This is a genomic window from Acinetobacter sp. AND/436, from assembly GCF_049546925.1.
Taxonomy (GTDB): Bacteria; Pseudomonadota; Gammaproteobacteria; order Pseudomonadales; family Moraxellaceae; genus Acinetobacter; species Acinetobacter indicus.
The window spans coordinates 1-26,252 of the sequence record NZ_JBMXBO010000005.1; the positions used below are offsets into that span (position 1 = coordinate 1).

At 47.1% G+C, this 26,252-nt stretch carries 22 protein-coding genes and 2 pseudogenes; 11 read left to right on the top strand and 13 right to left on the bottom strand.

Translation table 11 applies throughout. The features are described 5' to 3' along the window. Nucleotides 1–35: 35 nt before the first annotated feature. The 4 genes from ACPEPR_RS05530 to ACPEPR_RS05545 are packed head-to-tail and all read right to left on the bottom strand — an operon-like array spanning nucleotide 36 to nucleotide 3,781. Nucleotides 36–1,079 (bottom strand): alpha/beta hydrolase, encoded by a 1,044-nt coding sequence (locus tag ACPEPR_RS05530; protein WP_005178596.1) that lies wholly within the window; start codon nucleotides 1,077–1,079, stop codon nucleotides 36–38. Further along, nucleotides 1,079–2,206: a YdcF family protein gene (locus ACPEPR_RS05535; RefSeq protein ID WP_127798850.1), complete on the bottom strand. Its 1,128-nt coding sequence runs from the start codon at nucleotides 2,204–2,206 to the stop codon at nucleotides 1,079–1,081. Before ACPEPR_RS05535 ends, ACPEPR_RS05530 begins: the two co-directional genes overlap by 1 nt. Before the next feature lie 15 nt (nucleotides 2,207–2,221). Next, complete coding sequence (murB, locus tag ACPEPR_RS05540; protein ID WP_160232436.1) at nucleotides 2,222–3,259, bottom strand: UDP-N-acetylmuramate dehydrogenase; 1,038 nt, start codon at nucleotides 3,257–3,259, stop codon at nucleotides 2,222–2,224. A gap of 15 nt (nucleotides 3,260–3,274) precedes the next feature. Next, nucleotides 3,275–3,781 (bottom strand): low molecular weight protein-tyrosine-phosphatase, encoded by a 507-nt coding sequence (locus ACPEPR_RS05545; RefSeq protein ID WP_005178601.1) that lies wholly within the window; start codon nucleotides 3,779–3,781, stop codon nucleotides 3,275–3,277. Between the two features lie 118 nt (nucleotides 3,782–3,899). Here ACPEPR_RS05545 and ACPEPR_RS05550 point away from each other — a divergent pair, with 118 nt between their 5' ends. After that, nucleotides 3,900–5,060 (top strand): iron-containing alcohol dehydrogenase, encoded by a 1,161-nt coding sequence (locus ACPEPR_RS05550; protein ID WP_423562037.1) that lies wholly within the window; start codon nucleotides 3,900–3,902, stop codon nucleotides 5,058–5,060. A gap of 72 nt (nucleotides 5,061–5,132) precedes the next feature. Next, nucleotides 5,133–5,570, top strand: coding sequence for an acyl-CoA thioesterase (locus ACPEPR_RS05555; protein ID WP_016659060.1), 438 nt, complete (start codon nucleotides 5,133–5,135; stop codon nucleotides 5,568–5,570). A gap of 24 nt (nucleotides 5,571–5,594) precedes the next feature. On the opposite strand, the gene dnaX is transcribed toward ACPEPR_RS05555, so the two are convergent. The 5 genes and pseudogenes from dnaX to ACPEPR_RS05580 all read right to left on the bottom strand — a co-directional run bounded on the left by dnaX (nucleotide 5,595) and on the right by ACPEPR_RS05580 (nucleotide 12,113). Then, nucleotides 5,595–7,706 (bottom strand): DNA polymerase III subunit gamma/tau, encoded by a 2,112-nt coding sequence (gene dnaX / locus ACPEPR_RS05560; RefSeq protein WP_423562038.1) that lies wholly within the window; start codon nucleotides 7,704–7,706, stop codon nucleotides 5,595–5,597. A 146-nt stretch (nucleotides 7,707–7,852) separates the two neighbouring features. Further along, nucleotides 7,853–8,296 (bottom strand): annotated as a pseudogene (locus ACPEPR_RS05565) (copper resistance protein NlpE N-terminal domain-containing protein). A gap of 71 nt (nucleotides 8,297–8,367) precedes the next feature. After that, a complete protein-coding gene (locus ACPEPR_RS05570; RefSeq protein ID WP_104494651.1) occupies nucleotides 8,368–9,633 on the bottom strand; it encodes a serine hydrolase domain-containing protein in 1,266 nt (421 codons plus the stop codon). 68 nt (nucleotides 9,634–9,701) lie between these two features. Continuing rightward, nucleotides 9,702–10,556 carry a MaoC family dehydratase gene (locus tag ACPEPR_RS05575; protein ID WP_005178615.1) on the bottom strand — a complete coding sequence of 285 codons (855 nt, stop codon included), beginning with the start codon at nucleotides 10,554–10,556 and terminating at the stop codon, nucleotides 9,702–9,704. A gap of 165 nt (nucleotides 10,557–10,721) precedes the next feature. Next, the gene (locus tag ACPEPR_RS05580) at nucleotides 10,722–12,113 is read right to left on the bottom strand and encodes a 3-oxoacyl-ACP reductase (RefSeq protein ID WP_180069590.1); all 1,392 of its coding nucleotides are present in this window, start codon (nucleotides 12,111–12,113) and stop codon (nucleotides 10,722–10,724) included. Nucleotides 12,114–12,355: 242 nt separating this feature from the next. On the opposite strand from ACPEPR_RS05580, the gene ACPEPR_RS05585 reads away from it, so the two are divergent. Further along, nucleotides 12,356–13,867 (top strand): acetyl-CoA C-acetyltransferase, encoded by a 1,512-nt coding sequence (locus tag ACPEPR_RS05585; protein ID WP_423562040.1) that lies wholly within the window; start codon nucleotides 12,356–12,358, stop codon nucleotides 13,865–13,867. Nucleotides 13,868–13,971: 104 nt separating this feature from the next. Here the strand turns inward: ACPEPR_RS05585 and aceI are convergent, their stop codons facing one another. Beyond that, nucleotides 13,972–14,406 carry a chlorhexidine efflux PACE transporter AceI gene (gene aceI, locus ACPEPR_RS05590; RefSeq protein WP_423562042.1) on the bottom strand — a complete coding sequence of 145 codons (435 nt, stop codon included), beginning with the start codon at nucleotides 14,404–14,406 and terminating at the stop codon, nucleotides 13,972–13,974. 98 nt (nucleotides 14,407–14,504) lie between these two features. Between aceI and ACPEPR_RS05595 the strand changes: the two genes are divergently transcribed. The 4 genes and pseudogenes from ACPEPR_RS05595 to ACPEPR_RS05610 all read left to right on the top strand — a co-directional run bounded on the left by ACPEPR_RS05595 (nucleotide 14,505) and on the right by ACPEPR_RS05610 (nucleotide 18,506). Then, entirely contained in the window at nucleotides 14,505–15,395 is an 891-nt protein-coding gene (locus tag ACPEPR_RS05595) for a LysR family transcriptional regulator (protein ID WP_005178622.1), read from the top strand. A 95-nt stretch (nucleotides 15,396–15,490) separates the two neighbouring features. Then, nucleotides 15,491–16,474: a transaldolase gene (gene tal, locus ACPEPR_RS05600; RefSeq protein ID WP_423562044.1), complete on the top strand. Its 984-nt coding sequence runs from the start codon at nucleotides 15,491–15,493 to the stop codon at nucleotides 16,472–16,474. 91 nt (nucleotides 16,475–16,565) lie between these two features. Then, nucleotides 16,566–17,219, top strand: a complete 654-nt coding sequence (gene leuE / locus ACPEPR_RS05605) for a leucine efflux protein LeuE (protein ID WP_104489198.1) — start codon at nucleotides 16,566–16,568, stop codon at nucleotides 17,217–17,219. A gap of 108 nt (nucleotides 17,220–17,327) precedes the next feature. Further along, nucleotides 17,328–18,506 (top strand): annotated as a pseudogene (locus tag ACPEPR_RS05610) (benzoate/H(+) symporter BenE family transporter). A 25-nt stretch (nucleotides 18,507–18,531) separates the two neighbouring features. On the opposite strand, the gene ACPEPR_RS05615 reads toward ACPEPR_RS05610, so the two are convergent. Beyond that, nucleotides 18,532–19,551 carry an alpha/beta hydrolase gene (locus ACPEPR_RS05615; protein ID WP_005178627.1) on the bottom strand — a complete coding sequence of 340 codons (1,020 nt, stop codon included), beginning with the start codon at nucleotides 19,549–19,551 and terminating at the stop codon, nucleotides 18,532–18,534. Nucleotides 19,552–19,835: 284 nt separating this feature from the next. Here ACPEPR_RS05615 and ACPEPR_RS05620 point away from each other — a divergent pair, with 284 nt between their 5' ends. Next, nucleotides 19,836–20,279 (top strand): universal stress protein, encoded by a 444-nt coding sequence (locus ACPEPR_RS05620; protein ID WP_005178628.1) that lies wholly within the window; start codon nucleotides 19,836–19,838, stop codon nucleotides 20,277–20,279. Nucleotides 20,280–20,385: 106 nt separating this feature from the next. Then, nucleotides 20,386–20,832: a universal stress protein gene (locus ACPEPR_RS05625; protein WP_005178630.1), complete on the top strand. Its 447-nt coding sequence runs from the start codon at nucleotides 20,386–20,388 to the stop codon at nucleotides 20,830–20,832. A 70-nt stretch (nucleotides 20,833–20,902) separates the two neighbouring features. On the opposite strand, the gene ACPEPR_RS05630 is transcribed toward ACPEPR_RS05625, so the two are convergent. Continuing rightward, nucleotides 20,903–21,118, bottom strand: coding sequence for a hypothetical protein (locus ACPEPR_RS05630; protein WP_005178631.1), 216 nt, complete (start codon nucleotides 21,116–21,118; stop codon nucleotides 20,903–20,905). Between the two features lie 240 nt (nucleotides 21,119–21,358). Then, on the bottom strand, nucleotides 21,359–23,965 hold the full coding sequence (gene pepN / locus ACPEPR_RS05635; RefSeq protein ID WP_104505379.1) for an aminopeptidase N: 2,607 nt from the start codon (nucleotides 23,963–23,965) through the stop codon (nucleotides 21,359–21,361). Nucleotides 23,966–24,629: 664 nt separating this feature from the next. On the opposite strand from pepN, the gene ACPEPR_RS05640 reads away from it, so the two are divergent. Then, nucleotides 24,630–24,887, top strand: coding sequence for a hypothetical protein (locus tag ACPEPR_RS05640; protein WP_005178638.1), 258 nt, complete (start codon nucleotides 24,630–24,632; stop codon nucleotides 24,885–24,887). Between the two features lie 195 nt (nucleotides 24,888–25,082). Then, complete coding sequence (locus tag ACPEPR_RS05645) at nucleotides 25,083–26,249, top strand: hypothetical protein (RefSeq protein WP_005178640.1); 1,167 nt, start codon at nucleotides 25,083–25,085, stop codon at nucleotides 26,247–26,249. Nucleotides 26,250–26,252: the final 3 nt, after the last annotated feature.

Below are 26,252 nucleotides of genomic sequence, written 5' to 3' on the forward strand. Positions count from 1 at the left end.
GGCTCAGGCCTCTTTTTTATGAAATACAGGAAAGCTTAATAATAAGTCTTGGAATTCGAAGCATGTAAAAAGGCTGGAATCAAACCGGTTAAGGCCGCACGAATATCCGGGCGTTCATTAATCAGTTGATGTGACCCTTCTTCCAGCATCAGCAAGGTTTGCAGGCGGAATTTACGCCGGATAAACTCGATGTTATAGCGCCAGTCCACAGTCTGATCCTGCGCGCCCTGGGCCAGCCACACCGGAATCCGGCACGCTGGTCGCTGCTCCATTTCCAGCATCCATTTGGACATGGCCAGAATCCAGTCCATGCCCATCATCCGTGGTTGTAACGGATCTTTTAAGCGCACAAAACGCAAAAATTCCGGGTTATGGTTATTGCGTCTGAAATGGCGTGGCACTTCGCGTTTAATCCGGCGGATAATCCCAAGGCCCACTGAATTATGCCACCAGGCACTTTTGGCCGGACGGATGAGAGGTGATAATAACAACACCCGCTCGACAAACGGATTTTCCCGGCGCTCAGCAAATTCCAGTAAATGATGCATCCAGATCGCACCACCGGTACTTTGCCCTACCCCTAGCCAAGGCTTAGGCAATTGATCGGCATTGCGCACATATTGGTAAATGGCGTGTAGCACCTGCTGGTAATGATCAAAATTCTGGATACTGGCGGGCGAGCCATTACTTAAACCATGGCCGGGCAAATCATAAGTCAAGACACTAAAGCCCTGCTCCAGAATTTCTTTGACAATCGGCTGATAAATGCCGCTGTGCTCCAGATAGCCATGCAGTAAAAACACCGTACCTTTGCTTTTTTCCAGCTTGCCCGCTTCAAGTTTAGGCTGAAACACCTGCACATGCAGTTTAAACAGCGGCATTTGCACATAACCCTGCCAATGCTCGCACTCTAAGCTGTCAAAACCGTAAAGCTGGCGATAGGCCTGAATATCCACCGTGGGCGCATAAGGCCGGTTCAGGTTTAAAGGCTCCAGCACCTGCGGCGTGGTATCGCGGCTAGGAACCGGTAAATCCAGCTGTTTCAGCACACTCGGATTTAAAAACGGGATATTCGGCATTATGGCACCTCCCGGCAGTCGCTCGAACCAAACAGCATATCGCGGATGGTGGCCAGCATTTCATAATTGGCACGGCGGCTATGATCATAGTTCTGCTCACTAGGCTGCCATTGGGTCAACTCGGTTGGAATTGGCGCGACCACCGGCACGGTTTCAATGCCGTTTAAGGCAAACAAACGGCGTGTGCGCGGCATGTGATATTGATCGGTGATTAAAATCACCGTTGGTGCGCCGCCTTTTTTCTGTAGCAGCAAGGAACTAAAACGCGAGTTTTCACAGGTGTTCATACTGCGATCTTCCAGCAAGTTGGCTTCAACCCCGCGTTCTGCCAGCCATTTCTGCATATAAGGTGCTTCAACACCGCTCAGCACAATGGGTAATTTATACTGTTTTTCAATTTCTAAGGTTTTTTCTAAACGTAGTCGTGTGTAGTTATTCACAATAATATCTTTTTGATTTTCATGTAAGGTCAGACCGCCGCCCAGAACCACAATTGCATACGGCTGGGAAGTTATTTGCGGCTTCTGGCTATTTTGTTGTTGAATCAGTGCGATATCCTGAAAAATTTCTTCATCAACCGGTACGGTTTCAACCGCTGCCACTTCATGGGTTCTTAAAAATTTCAGATACTGTTCCATTAGGGCCTGATTTTCAGAGCTGTCTAACTCCAATAAATCCTGTAACTGCTGTGAAGGCTGTGCAAGTTGCGCCTCAGATGCGGAAACATCGGCCAGCAATGGAATTTGCGGTGTGCTGTCCTGCTCTTGTTCCTGCTGACTGCGCTGCTCATCCTGAATTAAAGCCTGCAAGGCTTTATAGCGTGCCTGAATGGTGGTGAGATTCTGTGAATTTTTAGCCTGAATCTCTTCTTCCATCACTTTTAAATAAGCTTGCCGGGCAATCCACAAATTCGAGCCAGGTTCCAGATTTTCCTGATCGGTCAGTGCCCCCATCTGCTGGCTTTGTGCAGCCACTTCATTGACCTCCACCGGCACAATGGTATTCAGCACTTTTATCACAAACTTGGAATAAAACGGCGAATAGATAAAAACCACCAGACAGCCCATCAGCACAAATAGCACAGCCGCCATTTGTACGATACGCACCATCCAGTGAGTTCTATTCATAAATGCCTAACCTGATTAAAAGGTATTGTGGGGAATAATCAGCCCGGCGTCATTAAACAGCACCGGTTCTGGTTCTAAGTGTATCCCAAATTTTTGGTACACGTCCTGCTGTACTGCCTGATATGTTGCCTGAACATCGGCCAGGGTCGCATTGGCATAATTGACAAGCACCAGCGCCTGCTTGTGAAACATACCAACCATGCCCAGCTGTTTCCCTTTCCAGCCGGCCTGATCAATAAGCCAGCCAGCCGCAATTTTGACCTGGCCTTCGGGCTGCGGATAATGCGGCATGTTCGGGAATTGAGTCGCCAGCTGTTCATAGACCGCGGCAGTCACCACCGGATTTTTAAAGAAGCTGCCGACATTTGGAAATTGCTGCGGATCTGGCAGTTTACTTTGACGGATCTGGATCACTTGGCGTTGCAGGTTTTCAGCGGTTTGCTCATCACCCACAGCGGTTTTTAAATCGCCATAATTCAGTTTCAAGTCCGGCTGTTTCCGCAGCTTGAACGTGACATGGGTGATGATATAGCGGTTTGGATTTTCTTTGAAAATACTGTGACGGTAGGCAAAATGGCAGTCACTGGCCAGAATCGAATTAAACTGACCGTTATAGCGGTCATAAACCTGTACCGATTCAATAAATTCACCGACCTCAACCCCATAGGCACCAATATTCTGTACCGGTGATGCACCGACCAGACCGGGAATTAAGGCCAGATTTTGCAGGCCAAATAACTGCTGCGTGGTGGTCCAGAGCACAAAATCATGCCAGACCTGACCCGCACCGACGCGAATGGTGCTGAAATTGTCATCTTCATTCAGGAATTCAATGCCCTGAATATCCATATGTAATACCAGTGCCTGAATCTGCTCTGGCAGCAGCATATTACTGCCGCCCGATAAAATCAGCACATTCAGCTGCTGCAACTTGGCATAATTTAAGGCCGCAATTAAATCATCGGTGGAATGTACCTTAATATAATGAGACGCATTTGCAGCCAGATTTAAGGTATTAAAAGGCTTAAGCTGGACCTGATGTTGAATGTTCATATTCTTAAACCTGATTTAAGCCAATTCTGTTTTTAAAATATTGATCCAGGCCTGTGCACTGGATTCACACTGATCCAGCACGCGTTCAAAGCCATCGGCTTCGCCATAATAAGGATCAGGCACTTCATGACGTGGATATTGTGGATCATGTTCGCTCATTAGCGCCACTTTGGCACGTAGCAACTCTGCGCCATATTCTTCGGCTGCATGACGTTTTAGATGCTGAATATTTTGCAGGTTTTCCTGATCCATCGCCAGAATCAGATCAAAATCCAGAAAATCGCGCGTGGTTAACTGACGGGCACGCAAGGCAGATAAATCATAGCCACGCTGCAAAGCATGTTGCTGGCTGCGCGCATCGGGTGCTTTGCCCGGATGATAATTACTGGTGCCGGCAGAATCGACCCAGATATTCAGTTGCTGTGCATCACAATAATGTCTGAACACCACTTCCGCGGTAGGTGAACGGCAGATATTGCCCAAACAGACACATAACACCTTGTATGGCGTTCTGGATGACATAACAACCTCAAAACTGCTTTCTTTTAAAGTGTCTTATGTTAAGTTATTTGCAGGATGAATCCTATATTGTCACTATAGATAAATGTTGATTTAAGTATAAAAATTAAGGATAAAGCGTATGAGCCCATTTCAATTCCAGACTGTGCCCAACATTATTGCCGGACTGGGCAGCATCCAACAGCTCATAGCCCTCCTGACTGAACAGAACAATCAACGTGTGCTGCTGGTGACCGATCCGGGGATGGTGCAATTACAATTGCATGCGCCTGTTTTGGAAATTCTCGAAGCTGCCGAATGTGATTACCGCATTTATGCCAGCGTACAGGCCGATCCACCGGAACATATTGTGCTGGAAGCCGCCGAATTCGCCCGGCAAAACCAGATAGATACAGTCATTGGTTTTGGGGGTGGCAGCTCGCTGGATGTGGCCAAAATTATTGCCCTGCTGGCCCATCCTGAACAAAAACAGCAACTGCATGACATGTATGGCGTCAATCAGGCGCAAAAACCGCGTTTGCCTCTTATTCTGATTCCAACCACGGCCGGCACCGGCTCGGAAGTCACGCCCATTTCCATTGTCACCACCGGCGAAACCACCAAAACCGGCATTGTATCTGCTGCCCTATATGCCGATGTCACCATTTTAGATGCCAACTTTACCCAAAACCTGCCGGCGCACATTACGGCCGCCACCGGTATTGATGCAATGGTACATGCCATTGAAGCCTATACCTCCAAACACAAAAAGAACTTTTATGCCGATATGCTGGCGATTCAGGCACTTAAACTGCTGAACCAGAATCTGCATCTGGTGCTAAAAGATGGTAACAACATGGAAGCCCGTCAGAATATGCTGGTCGGCTCGATGCTGGCCGGACAGGCCTTTGCCAATGCACCGGTGGCAGCAGTCCATGCACTGGCCTATCCGCTGGGTGGACATTTTCATCTGTCGCATGGACACAGCAATGCGCTGGTCTTAACCGAAGTGCTGAAATTTAATGCACCAGCCGCCAAGCAGCAGTATGCCGAACTGATGACCCTGCTCGACCCATCCAGCAAAGGCTGTGTAGATGGCTTGTGTGATCTGTTTATTGACCACATGCAAAACTATCTGGACCGCAGTGGTCTGACCTTAAAACTGAATGCCCTGAATGTACCTGAAAACATGCTGGAACAGCTGGCCGAGGATGCCATGTTACAAACCCGCCTGCTGCAAAATAATCCACGCGACATGGAAAAACAGGATGCGCTGGCCATCTATCAGGCGATTTATCAATAAGGCTGAAGCTATTTAAAGTTGTGGTAAATCAAAAATATAAATTTTCGATCTATTCAGGGATGACGTCTTTTTATGAAACCGGTAGCCAAAACCCGCGATCAATATACCTTCTTTTTACCGATTCAAACCCGCTGGTCAGACAACGACATGTATGGTCATGTCAATAATGTCATGTATTACAGCTACTTCGATACCGCTGCCAATGCGCTGCTGATTGAGAAAGCCGGACTGAATATTCATCAGGCCGAGATTATGGGGCTGGTGGTAGACTCTGGCTGCAGCTTTTTAGCCGAGCTGAGTTATCCGGAAGTGATTGAGGTCGGTGTGGCGATTGCAGCGCTGGGCAACAGTTCACTAAAATATGATCTGGCGATTTTCAAGCAGCATCAGCAGCAGGCTTCAGCTCAAGGACATATGGTGCATGTTTTTGTCGATGCGCAGCAACGTAAAAGCACCCCGATTCCAAGCGAAATGCGGGATGCCCTGTTACCTTATCTGCGTTCTCAGTAAACGGTTGAAATGGTCTGACGGTGGTTATTTCAGCTGGATATTCTGCAATTCGCCATCAAAACTTTCGAGCAGCGATTTAACCTGCGGCTCCTGATGCAGCAGCTCACTGGCGCGTTGATAAGCACGTACTTTACGTTCCTGCTGCAAGCTATACGGCGTCACCTCTGTGACCTGTCCATATTGCACTTTCAGGAAGCTGTTTGGCCACTGCTGTTTCAGCGCTGCTTCTAAATGCTGTAACTGCGAATTTAACAATTGCTGATACTGCTCCGGAATATGGAAAACCGACTCAGCTTCAATCTGTCCGGTCATCAGGCCGTGTTGGGCCAGTTCCTGAACCGCCGGTGATAAATCACTATTACGGAACCAGTATTCCCATTTTTCCACACTCCATTCGCCCTCTAAGGACTGCACCGGCAGTTGCAGAATATCTTGCGGCATCAGGCGTTGATCAGCACGTGGAATAGCGGTATTGTCTACAGCAGCAACGACAGGCTGATTGGTGGATGGCATCGGCGCTGGCTCCGCAAATAAACTGTCTTGCGGACTGGAGTCCTGCGGATGCGTCAGCTCAGGCTGTGCGACAGACGAAACCGGTGCTGCAAGTTCAGCAGGCTGTTGAGTTGGCTGCGCAGGAGTGGTTTCTGGTAAAGGGGCAATTTCATCAAACAGGAAATCATCACTGCTGGCCTCATCCTGCGTTTCCGGCTGATCAGCACGATCATCTTCATCTAAATCAAACAGCACTTCATCTGCCGCCGGATCAAAAATCATCTGCGCAGATGCCGCTTCTGCCGGTGTAGTCACCGGATGGTCTGGTTCGGATGGAGATGCAACTTCAGCAACCTCTAACGCTTCATCCTGCAGAAAATCATCTGATGATGGTTCAGCAACGGGTGGGTTTATAGCAGCAGTTTCAGCTTCTAATTCATCCTCAGCTGAAACAACGGGATGCACCGGTTCAGGCTGCGCGGTAGCTGACTCAGCGGCCGGTGCTACAGCAACTGCGTTGCTTTGTGCGCTGACCTGCGTCAAGGGCACTTCATTTGGCTGTAAGGGACGGAAAGCCAGCAGACGCAGCACGCACATCTCAAAGCCCTGCTCCTGGGTAACCGCCAGCTGTAAATCTGCGCGACCTTTGCTGGCAATCTGGTAATACAGCTGTAAATCCTGAGCCGAAATGCGCTGCGACAGCTGGGTAATTTTCTGGTTAATTTCGGCGCTATATTTCAGGCTTAAATCCGGCAGATATTGCAATAAGGCCAGCTCATGCAAAGTCGAAATCAGCTGATCCAGCACCAGTGATACATCCAGTGCCTGCTGACGGAACTGCATTAACAGTGCGCTCACGCGCGCAGTCTGGTTCTGATGAATCGCCAGAATCAGGTCATAAATAATGGTGCGGTCAATCAGCCCCAGCATGTCTTTGACATCCTGATGATGAATTTCACCCTGACCATAGGCAATGGCCTGATCGGTTAAGGACAAGGCATCCCGTAATGAACCTTGTGCCGATTCAGCAATTTGCCAGATTGCATCCTGCTCGGCCTGAATCTGCTCTTTGCTGAGAATTGAAGATAGGTGCTCGGTAATTTCATCTACTGCCAAAGGACGCAAGGTAAATTGCAGGCAGCGTGAAATGACCGTAATCGGAAGCTTCTGCGGATCGGTGGTGGCAAACAGGAATTTAACATGCTCTGGCGGTTCTTCCAGCGTTTTTAGCAAGGCATTGAAAGAGTGCGTCGAGAGCATATGCACTTCGTCAATCAAGTAGACTTTAAAGCGGCCTTGTGTCGGTGCATACGGTACGTTATCGAGCAGTTCGCGGGTATCTTCCACTTTGGTACGTGATGCCGCATCAATCTCGATTAAATCAATAAAACGGCCTTCATTGACCGCTTTACAGGTCGGACAAACTTCACACGGTGTGGAGGTCACCCCTGTTTCACAGTTCAGGCATTTGGCCAAAATACGCGCAATGGTGGTTTTCCCGACCCCACGAGTCCCGGTAAACAGATAGGCATGGTGTAAACGGCCACGCTCTAAGGCACTGGTCAGTGCACGAGAAACATGATTTTGTCCCACCAGCTCATTAAAATTACGTGGACGATATTTACGCGCAAGTACCTGATACATGTATGCTCCTTTTTACAGGTCTAAGCATACTGTTTTTTTAGTAAATAGTGAAATAAATGACGGGCGCATCCAAAGAAAAATCCCTTGTTCGCGCCAGCAAAAAAGGGATTAAAAATCAGTATATTTAGCAGATGATTAGCCAGTATTTAAACAGACTTGGCCAGAATAAAATCACTTTGCATTTGATAGCGTTTGCCTGTTTGATCTACACGAATCTCGAGCAATTGTTTTTCAAGATCGATATACAGCAAATTTCGGGTGTTGACTTGCAGCAGTTCAAGCTGCTGACGCGATGCATCTGCAAAGCGAATCCGCCCTTGAATCACTTCCGGTGCATTGTGCCGGCTCATACTTTCACGCACCAAGGTATAGGTTTCATCCTGATGAAGTTCTAAAGATACTGCCATTCCCGGACAATCATCACAACGCGATAAACAGCCCATACAAGGCGTGGTGCCTTTGAACTCACCGACCCACGCAGGAATTGCGGTCTTAGATTCCACCACGGTTTGGGATTAAGTTGAATTTTGATCCTGACATCCGAGTAAAACTGAACTGGCGACCAGCGGAATCAAAATGACTTTTTTCATCTTTGCACAACATCAAATTGACTAGTGCCAGAACATAGCACAAGCTACAGCTAAAAATCATCTCAAACTGTTTAAAACCAGCCCTTTCGGCCTTTTAAAACACCATCGGCACAGCGTAAGGTTTCCTGGGTTAATCCCCACAAGCGATAATCGCCGGTGATGGAACCGGTCGGAAAATTATGGGTATAAGCAAAACTTAAATTCCGCTCTGGATCACACCAGGCACCTGAGCCATTAAAACCAATATGACCAAAGCCTGACGATGCCGACTTGCCCAGGCTCAGAATGCGGTGATAGCCCAAACGCCAATGCATCGGCAGCGGCATCACCCGGTCACGGGCGGTATATTGCACCTGACTTAAGGCCTGAAACACCTGTGGTGAAATCAGTCGTTGCCCCTGCCATTGGCCACCCTGCGCTAGCATGGCATAGATTTTGGCCAGACTTTGCGCGGTAAATACCCCGGAGGCTGCCGGCACAATCGCCTGTAAACCGGCATCACTAAAGAATGAAAATTTCTTCATGCCTTTGGGAATCATGGCATCCTGAAAATCTTGCGGATGTTGCCCACTGAAGGCCAGCAGCTTTTCTAAAGGCGATGCGGTACGTGCAGGTTTAGCAGCAGCCTGTTTTTTGGGAGGCTGGGCAGATTGGGCGGGCTGAGATGTGGCAAACGGTCGCGCCACCCGCGCTAATTCCTCTACCGGCACGCCAAAATAAGCTCCGTTTAATTCCAATGGCTCGCTTAAATGACGCTGCATCAATACAGCCAAGCTTTCATTACAGGCTTTTTCCAAGACACCACCGACCTGCCAGCCAAAGGTCAGGGGCTGATAGGCTGCATCACTGTTCGGCAGAAAACGCGGTTTGGCCGCGGCAATGACCTCCAGCATATGCGACCAGTCGGCCATTTCCGAGGCATCGGCAATCAGGTTACGGATATCGTATAAACCACTGCGATGGCACAGCATCTCTCTTAAAGTCAGCTGCTGTTTGCCCTGCGCTGCAAATTCTGGCCAATATTCAGCCACCGGCACATCATAATCCAGCCGCCCCTGACTCACCAGAATATGTGCCAGCGTGGCCAGCACGCCTTTTCCGGTAGAATAGCAGACCGACAGACTATCCGGCTGCCAGGCCTCATTGGCAGATTTTTGACCGGTATAAATATCAACGACTTTATGACCCTGAAAATAAACCACCAGCGCAGCGCCGCCTTGCGTTGAGCGGGCATCCTGAAAACGGCTAAATAGATGGGCCAAATCTTTAAATGGTTCTTCCACTGAACCACGATAATTCTGAATATCTGCACGCAGATAATCTTTTATGCTGTTCATGCATCCTTTCCAGCAACAAGGTGAACAATTAAAAAGCTCAAATCCGGTTTGGACCTAGGCTCGATGACTTAAAGCGCGCGAATGCTACCGCTGACATGCGGTTTCTGGTTCTTCTTGCTACGAATCAGGAAGTCGGTATTTTGCGCCTGCTGCGCCGTCAAGAATTCCACCTGAGATGGCAGATACATTGGCAATTTAAACCAGACATCAGCTTCATACGCATCTGGCAACTGGATATTGGCCAGCGCTTTGGCTTTACTCCACATGCCGTGTGCAATGGCCTGTTTAAAACCAAAGGCTTTGGCGGTTAACGCATGAATATGGATCAGGTTAAAATCTCCCGATGTCAGCGCATAACGGCGACCGGTATTTTCCGACACATCCCATTGTCCTGCCGGTACATAATCCGGTACGGCACTTTCTGCTGCTTTGGCCGCGGGCTTGTTGCCACTTTTCTGACGTGACAAATAGGTGGTTAAACCTTCCATCACCACTTCATTACCAACTTTAGCAGTGGTGATAAAATCAAACTGTACGCCTTTGTCATGTGGCTGCAATTCACCAAACTTGCAGGATAAAGTCAGCTGCTCATTCACGCCAACTTTACGGTATTGCTTGAGCTGATTGCGGATATGCACCAGACCTAAAATCGGAAATGGGAAAGCTTCCGCAGTCATCATGTGCATTTGCAGGCTTTGCGATAACACCGCCAGATAAATGGCCGGAATATAGCCGTTATTTTTAAAACCACAGACTTCGTTATAGGCTTTCAGATGTTTCTGGTCGACCTTGAATGAATCCACCACATATTCAACTTGCGGCAGAACTTTTTCACCCTTCGGCTTTTTAAAAATTAAGCCCTGAATCACTTTTGGATAGGCTAAATACGGCTTGGGAAGTTGACTAAAATGGCGAGTATTCATACTGAACCTTTGGAATATTTATCTTTTAAATCACCCTTTCTTTAATAAGAATTGGGTTTTCTATTTTAATTCCCTCAAATCCCTCCCGACCTCCCTTCAAAAAGGGAGGAGAAGTCCCCCTTTATTAAAGAGGGATTTTAGGGGGGATTCCGAGTGAGGGATATATTAAGCCCCTAACAGACTCTGACCACAAACACGCACCACGTTACCATTTAAACCGGTAGATGCAGTTGAGGCAAAGAAGGCAATGGTTTCTGCGACATCAACCGGTAAACCGCCCTGACTCATCGAGTTCATACGGCGGCCCGCTTCACGAATGGCAAACGGAATGGCCGCAGTCATTTGGGTTTCAATAAAGCCCGGAGCCACAGCGTTAATAGTCACACCATTTTTCAGCACCGGTGCCGTATATTTCACCACTCCAATCACGCCTGCTTTTGATGCTGCATAGTTGGTTTGGCCCAGGTTACCGGCAATCCCTGAAATCGAGGATACGCAGATGATACGGCCATTGGCATTCAGACCGTCATTTTCCAGCAGATAGTCGTTCACGCGTTCAATAGCAGCCAGGTTAATGTTAATCACCAGATCCCACAGTTCAGGCTTCATATTGGCCAGTGTCTTGTCACGGGTAATACCGGCATTGTGCACGATAATATCCAGACCGCCCTGTGCAGCAGCTGCCGCTTTAATCTGCTCGCCCGCATCAGCGGCGGTAATATCAATTGCCAAGGTTGAACCCCCAATTTCAGAGGCAACACGGTCCAAGTCAGCTTGTTGCTGTGGTACGTCCAGACAAATCACATGCGCGCCATCACGTGCCAATACATGCGCAATCGCTTCACCAATACCACGGCTGGCACCAGTCACAACCGCGGTTTTACCTGCCAGTGGTTTAGCCCAATCCACATCGACCGTGTCTGCTTTAGAAACACGAATCACCTGACCCGATACATAAGCCGAACGCGGTGACAAGGCAAAACGTAAGCTCGATTCCAGGTTCGCTTCAGCGCCGTCATCAACATAAATCAGATTGGCGGCAATGCCTTTTTTAAACTCCTTCCCGACCGATTTAACAAAGCCTTCCAGCGCACGCTGTGCAATTGCATGTTTTACCGTTTTGGCGGTTTCTGGCGTGGTGCCAATGACCACTACACGGCCAGAGGCCTGAATCTGGCGCGCCACCGGATTAAAAAAGTTATAGAGCACATTTAACTGCTCAGAGTTCTGAATACCTGAGGCATCAAAGACCACCGCTTTAAATTTAGATTCTTTATCGCCCGCGTTAAAAGCACACAGGTTTAAACCGGCTTGTGCAGCAGCCTGCTGTAATTCTGCATTATTGCCGGCATAGCTGTTGGCATGGATATTGGCCAGGACCTGGGCAATTGCACCCGATAATGTGCTTTCCGGCGCTGCGCCCAGCAATACTGCACCCTTGACCACAGGCGTGGCGCTGTCAAAACGCTCAAGGAAAGTTGGGGATGGCAGGCCTAAATTTTTAATGACAAATTTACCAATTGGAGATTTTGCAAAAGCTTGGTATTGGTCAGTCATGATTATTATCTCTCAGACAAAATGAATTTGTGATTAATCTAAAGTTATCCTTTAGCTTCAATATGATGTCAGATACTTTGTATTTCAATAGATCGATCAGTTTGTTATGAATAATACTTGAGATCATATACAGATGACTTGACCTGAAAGCATTCTGCAATGTCATTGTAGTCAATTCAGGCTATTCTAGATTATGCTAATGTAACCCCTAAGAAGATCATCAACATGCTTGGAAAAGCCTTATGAGCAAAACAACTCAAGAAAATCCGGCGGTCGAAAATTCTGCTACAGAAACTGTGTCAAATACATCAAAAAGTACAACGCGTACAACCAAAAGTTCTGGCACGGCAAATTCGTCAGCAAACCCTGCGGCTAAACCTGCACGCACCCGTGCGGCATCTACCCGTAAAAAAAGTACAACCCCTCCTCCTTCTGAAACTACAACTGAAACATCTGGTCAACAGGATAATACCATGAGCCAAAACACTGTCCGTCGCGTTGCGATTATCGGTGGTAACCGCATTCCATTTGCACGTTCAAATGGCGCTTACTTCACTGCCTCAAACATCGATATGTTCACCGCCGCTTTAAATGGTCTGGTAGAACGTTATCGTTTAGAAGGCCAACGCCTCGGTGAAGTCGTTGCCGGTGCCGTACTCAAACACAGCCGTGATTTTAACATGACTCGTGAGTGTGTACTGAACACTCAATTGGCTCCTGAAACACCTGCTTACGATATTCAGCAAGCGTGTGGAACCGGTTTGCAGGCAGCTTTTTTAGTGGCCAATAAAATTGCTCTGGGCCAAATTGAAGTCGGTATTGCTGGTGGTGTCGATACCACTTCCGATGCCCCGATTGCTTTTGGTGACGGTTTACGTAAAGCCCTGCTGGAGCTGAATATTGCCAAAACCGGTAAAGACCGCTTAAAAGCGCTGACCAAAATCAATATCAAAGACCTGATGGATGCACCGAAAAATGGTGAACCACGTACCGGTCTGTCAATGGGTGACCATCAGGCGATTACTGCGCTGGAATGGGGCATCTCGCGTGAAGCGCAGGATGAACTTGCTGCATCTTCACACCAGAAAATGGCAGCCGCCTATGAAGCAGGTTTCTTTGATGACCTGATCACACCATTCTTAGGTTTAGAGCGTGACAACAACTTGCGCCCGGATTCTTCAGTAGAGAAACTGGCTAAACTGAAACCAGCCTTTGGTAAAGGTGATGCGCGTACCATGACCGCAGGCAACTCAACCCCACTGACCGATGGTGCATCTTGTGTTCTGCTTGCTTCTGAAGAATGGGCCAAAGCCAATGGTCATGACGTACTGGCTTACTTAACCTTCCAGGAAACGGCTGCAGTTGATTTTGTCGAGAAGAAAGAAGGCCTGCTTATGGCGCCAGCCTATGCCGTACCACGGATGCTGGAACGTGCCGGTCTGACTCTACAAGACTTTGACTACTATGAAATTCACGAAGCTTTTGCTTCACAAGTGCTGTCGACCTTAAAAGCCTGGGAAGATCCAAAATTCTGTAAAGATCGCTTAGGTCTAGAAGCACCATTGGGTTCAATTGATCGTAACAAGCTGAACGTAAAAGGTTCTTCTCTGGCTGCTGGTCACCCATTTGCTGCAACCGGCGGACGTATTCTGGCGACTGCTGCCAAACTGCTGAATGAAAAAGGTTCAGGTCGTGTGCTGATTTCAATCTGTGCTGCAGGCGGTCAAGGTGTAACAGCGATTGTCGAGAAGTAATTTCCCCTGCCTTCACTGAAAAAGCCACTGCCTGGTGCAGTGGCTTTTTTTATGGACGTTTTATTACCTTTTTATTGTCTGCTCTTAAATTCATCAGACGTATTTTAAACAGACTCACGATAGGCCGGTGCATAGCCCAAACGTACCTCAATCGCGTCATAACCCCACTGGAAGATAAAGGTATAGACCAAAATACATAAGGTCAGGCTTAAATCCAGCAAAAAGGCCTCGGGCAGACTCATCTGCATGGCATAGGCCACCATTGGAATGGTGGCTAACATTAAGCCCCCTTCAAAACCAATGGCATGTAAAATCCGTACTTTCACCGTACGCTGGAGCTGTCTGTGTGCTTCAAATTTTTCAAAAAAATAATTAAACAGCATATTCCACAAGACCGAGGTTACTGCCATGGCCACACCCAGGCTACCGGTCACTTCCAGCGGCATCTTGAAAATCAGGCATAAAGCCAGGGCAATAATCACCAGTAAAATCAGTTCATAACTCAAGGCATGAATTAATCTTCTTTTCGACAGCAACATGTTAAACCGTATCTATTTCATCAATTGCTGCCATCTTATTTTTAAATTATCGACAAATTGAGTTAGAATCTTTCAATATTATTGACAGGTTGCTGCCCATGAATGTGAACCAGGAACAGCTGATCATCTTTAAAACCGTGATTGAATGCGGTTCTTTTTCCGCAGCGGCGCGGCAACTGGGAAAAGTGCCATCTGCAGTAAGTATGTCAATTGCCAATCTGGAAATTGACCTGAACTTGAATCTATTTCAACGCATCGGGCGTGAACCGGTGCCGACCGCACAGGCATTAACCCTGTATGAAAAGACCGAGCAACTGCTGGTTGAAATGAACCAGTGGAAACAGCATGCCGCAGCGTTAAGTGAAGGGCTGGAATCAGAACTGAATATTGTGGTGGTTTCCGAGCTGATTCATAGCGACTGGACCCAGTACATTGCCCTGCTGCAGCAGGAATTTCCAACGCTACAGATCAATATATTTTCAGCGCCACAGGAAGATGCCATGCACATGCTGGTCGAACAGTCGGCGCAACTGGCAGTGATGTTTGAACGTGAACAGCTCGACAGTGGCGAGCAGTTTGTAGAACTGAAACGCGAAGCCTTGGTGCCGGTGGCGGCCCGAGATTTTGCCTTAGCTCAACAGGCACCGGTCAGCTTTGAAGCTATTTTGCACAGCCGGCAAATTGTGGTGGCCAGCCGTGACCGTCGTATTCAGCCGGAACTGTTATTTTCCAAACAGTACTGGCGCACTGATAATCATCATACTGCCTGCTCGTTAATTTTACAGGGTCTGGGCTGGGGTGTGTTGCCGCTGCAAATGCTGAATGAAAACCCGAACTTAAAGCAGCAACTACAGGTTTTGGACTTTCTGGATTTCTCGCCCAAGTTTGAATATTTTGTCGATCTGGTCTGGAGCCGTGAAAGCAAACTGGGGCTGGCTGCTCGTTTTTTGATTAATCACTTGCGCAATCAACGAAAAAGCACAAATTAGACACTGATCTGTAACGCTTTTCACTTGGGTTAAATCCAGTTTGTGTTATAAATAATTGCATAAGCAATAACCGAACAACTAGAGAAGCGGATTCAATGACACAGAACGCCTTAAACCAATTAAAACGCTTAACAACTATTGTGGCCGACAGCAGTGACTTAACTGCCATTGAAAAGTTTCGTCCTTTAGATGCAACAACCAACCCGTCTTTAATTACCGCGGCGGCTGAACAGGCCGACAGTAAACCGCTTTTAACCGAAGCCTTTGATCAGGCCAAAGTAGAAGGTTATCAGCAAGACGAACTGATTGAACGCACCATTGATATTTTAACCGTCAAGTTCGGGGTAGAAATTCTTAAACTGATTGATGGCCGTGTATCGACTGAGGTAGATGCCTCGCTGTCTTATGATACAGATGCCACTATTGCCAAAGCCAAAGAACTGCTGGCGCTATATAAAGAATATGGTATTGATCAGAAACGCATCCTGATTAAAATTGCTTCAACTTGGGAAGGCATTCAGGCCGCAAAACAGCTGGAAGCAGAAGGCATTCATACCAATTTAACCTTGCTATTCGGTCTGCATCAGGCACATGCCTGCGCTGATGCCAACGTCACGCTGATTTCCCCTTTTGTCGGGCGTATTCTGGACTGGTACAAAAAAGCCGAAAATGTCATGTACTACCCAATTGAAAAAGATCCGGGTGTGCTGTCCGTGAAAAAGATTTACCAGTTCTACAAACAGCATGCGGTGAAGACTGAAATCATGGGTGCCAGCTTCCGCAGTATTGATCAGGTCTTGGCGCTGGCCGGTTGTGACCTGTTAACCGTTTCACCCAACCTGCTGGCCGAACTGGAACAGGATGAGCGTGAAGTCACAGCACAACTCTCAAGTGACACGATTGAAGCTCAAGGCGAGCTGGAGCCGATCACAAAAGAGAAATTTAAACAGCAGCTGGAACATGACTTAATGGCCTTCCAGTTACTGCAAAGCGGTATTGATGGCTTTATTAAAGCGCGTGAACAGTTAAGCCAGTTATTGCGCCAAGGCTTTGGTATTGATGCCGAAATTAAAGCTTAATTTTTCTGTTTAGCCGCGCCGCTGTGCGCGTATTCCAGGCCGATGTTGCTATATAATGCTGCATCGGCCTTTTTAGTTCTCTGGATTTCCTGTGTTTGGTATCACTGACGTAATGACGTTCATTATTGGAACCATTTTAATTGTGATCCTGCCCGGCCCCAACTCTTTATATGTGATGTCAATTGCCTCACGCTTTGGCATTAAAGCCGGCTATCTGGGCGCTTTAGGCGTTTATACCGGTGACCTGATTTTAATCCTGTGTACCGCCTTTGGCGCAGCCTCCGTGCTACACAGTTTTCCATGGCTGTTTATAGCGCTGAAAATGATTGGCGCGCTGTATTTAAGTTATTTGGGCATACGTCTGATGATTGCCGCCTATCGCACCTGGCAGCCCGAGAAAAGCCGCTCGACTCAAACCAAGAATAGCAGCAGTACGCCAGAACAGGTTCATCCTTTTCGCACCGCATTAACCATTAGTATTTTAAATCCGAAAGCGATTCTGTTTTATCTGTCTTTTTTTGTGCAATTTGTTGATCCGGCCTATCCTTATCCGGCGCTGACCTTTACCCTGCTGGCCATTATTCTGCAAATCATCAGCATGAGTTATCTGTCAATTCTGATTTTTTCCGGAATGAAACTGGCAACCTATTTCAACCGGAATTACCGCCTTACCGCGACCGGTGTGGCCGCAGTTGGCCTGCTGTTTTGTGGTTTTGGCTTAAAACTGGCCAGCTCGACCCTATAAAAATCAAGCAAAATTTTTAACTTCTGATAAAGATTTGAGCGTTTAGATGGCCATTGAAAGGCGTATGATTTATCGGCTTTCTCTCCCATTTTTATTGTGCAACGGATTATGCAAAAGCTTATACATGATTTTTCTATTCCGGCTGTTTTTGCTGGATTTATCACTTTTTTAATTGGTATTAGTGTTTCTGCCGTACTGGTGATTCAGGCGGCGCAAACTTTAGGGGCCACAGCCGAACAGATTACCTCCTGGTTCTGGGCTTTGGGTCTGGGCATTGGCCTGTCGGGCTTGCTGCTCTCATGGAAATTCAAATATCCGGTGTCGACGTCCTGGTCAACCGCCGGGCTGGCCCTGATTATTGCCACGGGCAGTGGTTATAGTCTGAATCAGGCTATTGGGGCTTTTCTGGTGTGTGGCGTGCTGACTGCACTGTTGGGCTTTTTCGGTATTTTTGAACGTCTGTTTCGTTATATTCCACAAAGCCTGACCAGCGCCATGCTGGCCGGCGTGCTGCTGAAATTTGGTATTGCCTTGTTCGCCAGTATTCAACATGAATGGGCATTTATTCTGTCTTTACTGGCAGCCTATGTACTGTCAAAACGCTTCTGGCCACGCTATAGCATTGTACTGACCGTAATCGCGGCGATGCTGCTGTGCCCACTGGTACTGGATTTCCATTTTCCTGTGGTGAGCTGGTCATTGGCACAACCAGTGTGGATCAGTCCGGAATTTAGCCTGCCCGCGATTTTGGGTCTGGCTTTACCGTTGCTGGTGATTAATCTGGCCTCTCAATATTTGCCCGGCATCGCCATTATTAAAAGCTACGGCTATTAGCCGCATGTTAATCAGTTGCTCGGCTGGACCGGTACCGCGCAGGCCGTGTTATCGCCTTTTGGCTGTTATAGCGTGAATATTGCAGCGATTAGTGCCGCCGTTAGTCTGGATCATCAGGTGCATCCGGACCCATCAAAACGCTATATTGCCGGCATGAGCTGTGGCCTGTTTTATATCCTGATGGGCTTGTTTGCCGCCACCTTAACCAGCCTGCTGATGTCTTTTCCGGCAGTGCTGATTACTGCATTGGCCGGTATCGCCCTGTTTGGCACCATTGGCCATAACGCCTTTATTGCCTTTAAAGAGGTCGATGACCGGGAAGCCGCATTAATGACCTTTTTACTAAGCGCTTCAGGCATCCAGTTCTGGGGCATTGGCTCGGCCTTCTGGGGACTGGTTTGCGGTGTGGTGGTGTTACTGGTGATGAAATTTCCCTGGAAAGCCAAATCCTAAAGACTAACATGATGACCAGCAGATTTTAGGGCGCGGATCTATCTGTCTGATCCGCTTTACTATAATCGGCCAGAAATGACAGGGTCTGCTCAAAAGTCTGCTGGCTTTCGGGCAGATGCATTAAGAACTGATATTCATGAATCAGCCAGCGTTTAGAGTCGGGATAAAATACTGCTTTTACTGGCACCTGCTGCTGCTTTAACACCTCTAACAGCGGTAAAGATTGAGTATCAGTCAGAAAATCCTTATTGCCGCCACTTAAAAATACCGGTGGAAACGCGGGAGTAATATGCTGAATCGGTGAAATCTGCTGCAGAAATTCCGCATCCTGTTTGCGGTCGCCGGTATAGGCCTGCACCATGTTATAAATGCCCCACTCGACAATTTTGATTTCATCCGGCGCGGTTTTAATAAAATACGGTAAATCATAAATCCCGCAGTGCAAAATCACCCCTTTCAGCTGTGTTAAGGCCAGAACCGGCACAAATTCCGAATGCGCGGCAAATTCCGGATTACTCAACAAAGCTGCATAATGGCTGGCCAGATTGGCACCGGCAGAATCTCCAGCCAGAAATAGTTGCTCGGCATCAACACCAAACAGCGCGCCATGTTCCTGAATATAGGCCAGTGCCTGATTAATCTGGTGTAACTGGGTGGGATAAGTCGCCGCTGGCGCCAGTTGATATTGCAGTGAAAACACCGGATAACCGGCATCTGCCAGCCGTTTAAAATAACCGCGCGCATGGGCTTTGGAACCGGAAATCCAGCCACCGCCATGAATCCAGACCACGGCCGGGCGTAATCCGGTATCATCAGGTGTCTGTGCTGGCAAATAGACATCCAGGCTTAAATCCGGATCTTGCTGATACTGGATATTTTCCAGCACCCGCACCTGCTGCGGTGCATCCCGATCCATCAGTTTCTGTTGCAATTGGGTGGTCAGATTAAATGCGCCGGCAATAATACGGCTATTACCGGCTGTGCTTTGGCAGCCACTCAGCACCAGCAGCAAGCTCATGCACAGACTTAACATCAGATACTTCATTTCACCCATCTTCCTGTTTATACAGCTGTTTTATTTTTCTTCACTATAAAGCAGCCGCCGCGCAGATGGAACCCGGTTTTTCACGACAATGCGATCTGACAATGTAGAGTATTCCAGTCAGAATTATTTGTTAAATCAAAGACCTACTTAAGTGGTATTGTGATTGAAAATCTGTATCTTTTTTGCAGGCAGAACACCGGAATAAATTGAATGCCCCCCGGTGATGTGCTATCTATAGAGTATAGCTAAACATTAAGTTCATTATATCAATAAGGAGTTTCTCCATGGCGTATCAGCATATTCTCGTTCCGGTCGATGGTTCTCAAATTTCCTATTCTGCGGTGCAACATGCAGCTGAAATTGCCCGTGCCTTTAACAGTCAGCTGAGTCTGGTGAGTCTGGTGGCGGAAGACCCGTTCACTGATGCCGATTTCTATTATTCCTCTGCCATCATGAAAGAATATTTTGTGCAGGCACACGGTAATGCACAAAAAGCCCTGAAAGAAGGCCAGCAAATTGCCGAAGCTGCAGGCGTTACTGTAAGTACTAAAATTGTGGAAGGTGAAGTATCGGCCAAGCATGTGGTTGAAGCTGCACAAGAAATGGGCGTTGACCTGATTGTGATGGGTTCACACGGTCGTAAAGGCTTCCAGAAATTCCTGCTCGGTAGTTTTGCTCAGGATGTACTGCGCAGTTCTGAATTGCCGGTGCTGGTCATTAAGGCCTAATTGCCCTACTACAGTTCAGAATCCTGAATGCTTTTGATGTACTTTCATTCACTGTCAGTTTCAATAAAGCCCGCGATATTCATATGTAAAAATAAGGAAAACTGTCATGACCAGCTATAAACATATTCTTGTTCCAGTGGATGAATCCCCGATTTCTTATGCTGCTGTAGAACAGGCTTTAAGTCTGGCCAAAGATTTAGGCTGCCAGGTCACGGTAATGAGCGTGATTGCGGTTGACCCATTTGTCGGCGTCGATTTTTATAAAGTTGCTCCGGCCATTACCGACTATTTCATGCAGGCCGAAAAAAATGCCAAACTGCGCTTGCAGGAAATTCTTGATTCTTTCCAGCGTGAAGGCGTGCAGGTCGATCAGAAACTGGCGCACGGCGTTTCACCCTCAGATGGCATTATGCAGATTGCCGATGAAGTCGGTGCCGATCTGATTATTATGGGCTCACATGGCCGGACCGGTTTCAAGAAAATGATGCTGGGTAGCGTAGCGCAAAACGTGCTGACCCAATCGCCTATTCCGGTGCTAATTGTAAAAGTCTAAAGTAAATCTAAAGCTGCCATAAAAAAACTCCTCAACGTGAGGAGTTTTTTTTAAATCTGCTGAACAGCGGTCAGGGTTTGGAAATTTCCTGATGCAATGCCTGTAAAAACAGTTCTGCTTCAATTTTATTCGGAAAGATGCGCTGATACAGCCCCTTGTCCTGCATCGAGTGTGGTGTATATTCAATAGACACCATAAAACGCTCTTCATTCAATATTCTGTTCACTCTTAACGCAATAATATGTCGTGAATTCAAGTAAAAACCATCTTCAATTTTAACCAGCATCACTCAACCTCTTGTTCACGCCAGAACCCGGCTTTTTCACCTGAACCTTTCCAGGCTAAAAATAAAAAAGCCCACCACAATGATGAGCTTTTTTATTTAAATTATCTAAACACGTTTCAGCCTTAATTTAGCATACTCCCCGCGAATATGCGGGAAAGTTCACATAAAGTTACAGCTAAATACCGAGAAAATAAAATAAATCTTCATTATTCTATTTTTTCGAGCGAAAGCTGCACCGGTTTAGACATTCAGCATACTGTTTAAAGTTTCAACCACGTTTTTCGATTTCACCAAGGGCTTCAAGGTTTCCAGGGCCACCTGTACCTGACTGCGCTGTGGTTCATCCAGCGTATACCAGCGTGACAGCACCTGCAGCAAACGTGAACCTAAAATCGGGTTCTTTTCATCGAGGTATTTGGCCAGATGGATATAATGCTGCACCCCAAAACTCCAGGTATTTACCGGATTCATATTCAGACCACCACTGACCGAACGAATGCGGTTTGGCGTACCCAGATCATAGTCCGGATGCTGGGTTAAGGTATGAATGGTTTCAGCTGTTGCATTTGGATGGGAGGCCTGTACAGTAAACCACTGGTCTAAAGACAGCGCTTCATCTTTAAAGCGGTCATAGAAATCCTGCAGGCAGGATTCGGCTTGCGGTGCATCATTCCAGACCAGTACACGTAGCGCGCCTAAACGTTCTGACATATTGCCAGTATTCTGATACTGCTGATGCGCCAGATCAAAGGCTTCGGTATCGCCCTGACGTGCCATCAGACTGAGCATAATATTCTTCAGCGCACGCACGCCCATGGCCTGTGAAAACTCTTTTTGCAGGTCCGGGTCCAGACTTAAGTAAGTTTCCTTACAGAAAGCACCCAATTCACGCGCCAGCGTATTTAACAAGGCTTCACGTTTTTCCTGAATGTCCACCGGACTATAGTGCTGATCAATCCGGCTGCCCAAATAACCTTCACTTGGTACATCAAAAATTCGTGAGGCCAGTAACGGGTCCTGATTGACCAGTGCCGGCACCGTGTTTTTCATGGCCTGAAGATAACTTTCTACCGCATGACCATTTAGCAAAATGCGCTCCAGCAAGGTCTGGGTCGCCTGCCACTGGTTAAAGCCGTTGGTTTCATACTGCATCAGGAAGGCCAACTCGGCATCACTGGCATCAAATTCCAGATTTACCGGCGCCGAGAAATTACGTAACAGCGACACCACCGGTTTGGCATTAATGCCGCTAAATTCGATGGTTGCCTCATCCTGATCAAACAGATACACGCCATCTTTTACGCCATTTTCAAACAGGGCCTCAGATTGCAGCGCATATTGCTCGCCGGTTTCAGCATTAAACAGCGCCAAAGCCACCGGAATTGGCACGGCTTTCAGGTCTGGATATTTCGGATGCGCTTTCAGGCTCTGTTTAAAGCTTAAACGATAGGTTTGAGTCGAAGCATCATACTCGCCATGTGCCTGCAGTTTTGGAGTACCCGGCTGGTTATACCAAGTTAAAAATGCCGATAAATCAACGCCTGAACCCGCAGTCAGTGCCGCAACCCAGTCTTCGACCGTCACCGCCTGACCATCATGACGGCGGAAATACTCATCGGTACCCGCGCGGAATTTTTCCTTGCCGAGCAAGGTCGACATCATGCGGTTAATTTCCGCCCCTTTTTCATACACCGTGGCGGTATAAAAGTTATTAATTTCAACAAAATGATCTGGACGTGGCGGATGCGACAATGGGCCAGAATCTTCCGGGAACTGATGCGCTTTTAATACAGCGACATCATCAATCCGTTGTACTGCGGCCGATTGTAAATCTTCTGAAAACGACTGGTCACGGAAAACGGTCAAGCCTTCTTTTAGACACAGCTGGAACCAGTCACGACAGGTAATCCGGTTACCGGTCCAGTTATGGAAATATTCGTGTGCGATGACCGACTGAACCCGCATAATTGCCGCATCGGTGGTGTATTCTTCATCGGCCAGCACGCAAGAGGTGTTAAAGATGTTCAGGCCCTTGTTTTCCATCGCGCCCATATTGAACTGGCTAACCGCCACAATCATATAGTTGTCGAGGTCATACGGCAGACCATAATGTTCTTCATCCCAGCGCATGGAATGTTTTAACGCTTCCATGGCGATGTGACATTTAGGAATATCTTTTTCTACCGCATAAATTTCCAGTGCCACATTACGGCCTTCAGAAGTCACATAGCTGTCTTTCAGCACCGCTAAATCGCCAACCACACAGGCAAACAGATAACTTGGCTTTTTGGTCGGGTCCTGCCAGATCGCATAATGACGCTGGGCATCGACCTCGCCTTTTTCAATCAGGTTACCATTGGCCAGCAGCACCGGATATTTTTTATCGGCTTCCACCCGGGTAGTAAATACCGACAGCACATCCGGACGGTCCGGATAGAAGGTAATTTTACGGAAACCTTCCGGCTCATTCTGGGTCACAAACAGATCACCAGCCTGATACAGACCTTCCAGCATGGTATTGCTTTCCGGATGAATCACCACCTGGGTTTCAATACGTGCACGATCTGGCGCATTCTGAATTACCAGCTGTTCAGCATCAAGCTGATAGTCATTTTCGGTCAGTTGCTGACTGTTCAGATGAATAGATTTCAGCTCCAGGTCACGGCCCAACAGCACCAGGTCGCCTTCGGTCTGGCGCTGCATCTCCAAAATAGCATTGACGATGGTGTGGTCTGCATACACCTGAATATCCAGATTAATTGAATCCACCAGAAATGCAGGTTTTTGATAATCTTTTAAATAAATAGTTTGGTCTGCTTCAACCACTGGATTTGCTGCGATATTCATATCATGTCCTAATTGTTTATACGCCGGGGCATTATGCGGATGATGTCTTGATCATACGCCAACTTTTTCAGTCTGTCTGCTGAATGCGCTTCTGTTCTAATATGGGCATCCGGCCACAACTTTTCAATTCATCATTCAACTAAATCTGTTTAAAAATACAGAGATGCTGAATTATGCAGCGAATCCAACAGCTTAATCTGCCCGCTAAAATCTTCTCGCGCTGGTGTTGCGCCATGCTGGTGCTGTTCTGCCCATCTGACCTGAAATTCTGCGCTATTGAGATACAAGTTCCTACATAAACCTGCCACTTGACTACATTCTGTAATCAAAGACCTGTGATCTGTGCAGCTAAAAATATACTGCGAGATAAAACCGGATAATTTCCCAAGTCTAAACAGAGGCTTATTTAGACTTCGTCAAGATAAATCCGGTGACAATTCGCCAGCATTTGCGAAGGGAGATTTATTCAAATTTAGCTTTTCAATTTCGCTTCTAGAGTCAAACAGTTATCGGCTAAATGACGCTTTCAGTTGGATGGATCGCCATTTCAGCGTAGGTCATTACATTATTTTCAAATCGGCTACATTTTGTGCACGCTTCTTGCTTGTATTTAAAGGCGCCGAGCGCATGATAACAATGATGAAAAAACGAGAAGAGGTGTGAGATGTATTTAAAAGAGCATATCGTCCGTGTAGAAAATATTAAAACCCTGCAAACCCTCGATCAGGCCAACATCGACCATAAAGTGATTGCCCTCTTTATGAGCTGTGAAGGCATTCCCATGCAGACCAATGAAGTTACCTCTATTTTGAATACCTATGATGCCCTGGGCAGCAAGAAAATCCCAAGCAAAAAAGTACAGGCGCTGATTCAGGCCAAGCAACTTGGTGAGGAGGATGATTCGCTACCGTGTCCGGTATAATCTTCTCTCCTCTAACTTCCATTTAAAATACGGCGTCCTGCCGTATTTTTTATGAAAAAGAGCTGTTCAAGTCAGGGCGTTTAAATTCAGCATAGTGTCCAAGTTTTCTGCTTTATGTTTTTTTGAGCAAACCAATGCGGCCCAGCCATGTATAATCCAGACATCCTATTTCTAAAATGATGACCGCACCTGAATATGCTCCAGATTCTGCAAAAACAGTTAGATGAAAGCACCTCGTGTCCGCTGTGCCGCGCTGCCATGTATTGGGTGGAAGCCGAACAGTACGATCAGGAGCTGAGCTATCACGAGTGCAGTTACTGCGAACATAAAGTGTATCCGGGCAATTTGCACAGTTGTCATTGCCCGGCCTGTGAAAAAAAACGCAAACAGCTGATTAAAGAAGCGCTGGTACAGGAAAACCGCAAGCTCAAAAATAAAGGCAAAGATAAAGACATGATTGAGCACAAGCTGAATCAGTTAAGCTTTATCCAGAAACTGTTTTTATTGTCGATGCTGGACGATCAGGTACATGAAAATACCCAGCATGATGAATATATTTACTGGGAGCGAATTAAATTCCAGCCTTTTTCACCCAACTATTTATATCAGAAACAGCTGATCAAACAGCTGCTTGACCAGCAGATTCTGGTGGCCAAGGAATTTGCCGATGAAGCCGGCCAGTATTATGTGAATGTGCGGCTGGACGGTTATTCGGAGCCGAGCCTGTTCAGTATTACCCATCAGCTTCGACAATGGTTTTACCAGAATTTGAGTCAGGGCGTGCCCTTTCACAGTTCAGATGAAGTCAAAGATGCCATCTATGAACTGATGTATGAAAAAGTGGTGCAGTTCATGCAGTTTTATTGCCGCATCTGGCAGGTGCAAATTTCTGGCAATAACAGTTTTAAAAGCCTGTGTTTTCGCCTGCTGGACAGCCTGGCAGCGGGTCAGATTTTTTATCTGGTACAAACCGCGCTGGATTATCTGCATGGCCAGAAATTATTACAGCCGCGCAATGAAAAATTCATTAATACCAATCTGCTGAAAAAAACCGTAGAACAGTACCGTGAACGTGGCCTGCAAGAAAAATGGATGACCACCACGCTGCCACATCCACCACAACTACCGATGAGCAAAATGGTGGAAATTCTATTTTTCCGTTTTCTCAATTATGATGAAATGATCTTTGTACAACCGATCTGGAAAATCTGGGAAAAGATTGAACCGCGCTTAAAATTTTATGCCTTAAAACGCTGTATGCACTGCGGCTCGGATGAACTGGATGTCGATTATGATGCCCAGCATTATGTGTCCTTGTTCTGCCGTCGCTGTAAACAGCAAGACCACTACTTTACCCAATAAAGG

Bases quoted from the DNA above. Each gene is read 5' to 3' on its own strand.
- ACPEPR_RS05545 (WP_005178601.1), bottom strand. From the start codon at position 3,781: ATGTCATCCAGAACGCCATACAAGGTGTTATGTGTCTGTTTGGGCAAT.
- tal (WP_423562044.1), top strand. From the start codon at position 15,491: ATGACACAGAACGCCTTAAACCAATTAAAACGCTTAACAACTATTGTG.
- ACPEPR_RS05585 (WP_423562040.1), top strand. From the start codon at position 12,356: ATGAGCAAAACAACTCAAGAAAATCCGGCGGTCGAAAATTCTGCTACA.
- ACPEPR_RS05620 (WP_005178628.1), top strand. From the start codon at position 19,836: ATGGCGTATCAGCATATTCTCGTTCCGGTCGATGGTTCTCAAATTTCC.
- ACPEPR_RS05625 (WP_005178630.1), top strand. From the start codon at position 20,386: ATGACCAGCTATAAACATATTCTTGTTCCAGTGGATGAATCCCCGATT.
- pepN (WP_104505379.1), bottom strand. From the start codon at position 23,965: ATGAATATCGCAGCAAATCCAGTGGTTGAAGCAGACCAAACTATTTAT.
- ACPEPR_RS05530 (WP_005178596.1), bottom strand. From the start codon at position 1,079: ATGCCGAATATCCCGTTTTTAAATCCGAGTGTGCTGAAACAGCTGGAT.
- ACPEPR_RS05615 (WP_005178627.1), bottom strand. From the start codon at position 19,551: ATGAAGTATCTGATGTTAAGTCTGTGCATGAGCTTGCTGCTGGTGCTG.
- ACPEPR_RS05630 (WP_005178631.1), bottom strand. From the start codon at position 21,118: ATGCTGGTTAAAATTGAAGATGGTTTTTACTTGAATTCACGACATATT.
- murB (WP_160232436.1), bottom strand. From the start codon at position 3,259: ATGAACATTCAACATCAGGTCCAGCTTAAGCCTTTTAATACCTTAAAT.
- ACPEPR_RS05645 (WP_005178640.1), top strand. From the start codon at position 25,083: ATGCTCCAGATTCTGCAAAAACAGTTAGATGAAAGCACCTCGTGTCCG.
- aceI (WP_423562042.1), bottom strand. From the start codon at position 14,406: ATGTTGCTGTCGAAAAGAAGATTAATTCATGCCTTGAGTTATGAACTG.
- ACPEPR_RS05580 (WP_180069590.1), bottom strand. From the start codon at position 12,113: ATGACTGACCAATACCAAGCTTTTGCAAAATCTCCAATTGGTAAATTT.
- ACPEPR_RS05640 (WP_005178638.1), top strand. From the start codon at position 24,630: ATGTATTTAAAAGAGCATATCGTCCGTGTAGAAAATATTAAAACCCTG.
- dnaX (WP_423562038.1), bottom strand. From the start codon at position 7,706: ATGTATCAGGTACTTGCGCGTAAATATCGTCCACGTAATTTTAATGAG.
- ACPEPR_RS05535 (WP_127798850.1), bottom strand. From the start codon at position 2,206: ATGAATAGAACTCACTGGATGGTGCGTATCGTACAAATGGCGGCTGTG.
- ACPEPR_RS05595 (WP_005178622.1), top strand. From the start codon at position 14,505: ATGAATGTGAACCAGGAACAGCTGATCATCTTTAAAACCGTGATTGAA.
- ACPEPR_RS05550 (WP_423562037.1), top strand. From the start codon at position 3,900: ATGAGCCCATTTCAATTCCAGACTGTGCCCAACATTATTGCCGGACTG.
- ACPEPR_RS05570 (WP_104494651.1), bottom strand. From the start codon at position 9,633: ATGAACAGCATAAAAGATTATCTGCGTGCAGATATTCAGAATTATCGT.
- ACPEPR_RS05555 (WP_016659060.1), top strand. From the start codon at position 5,133: ATGAAACCGGTAGCCAAAACCCGCGATCAATATACCTTCTTTTTACCG.
- ACPEPR_RS05575 (WP_005178615.1), bottom strand. From the start codon at position 10,556: ATGAATACTCGCCATTTTAGTCAACTTCCCAAGCCGTATTTAGCCTAT.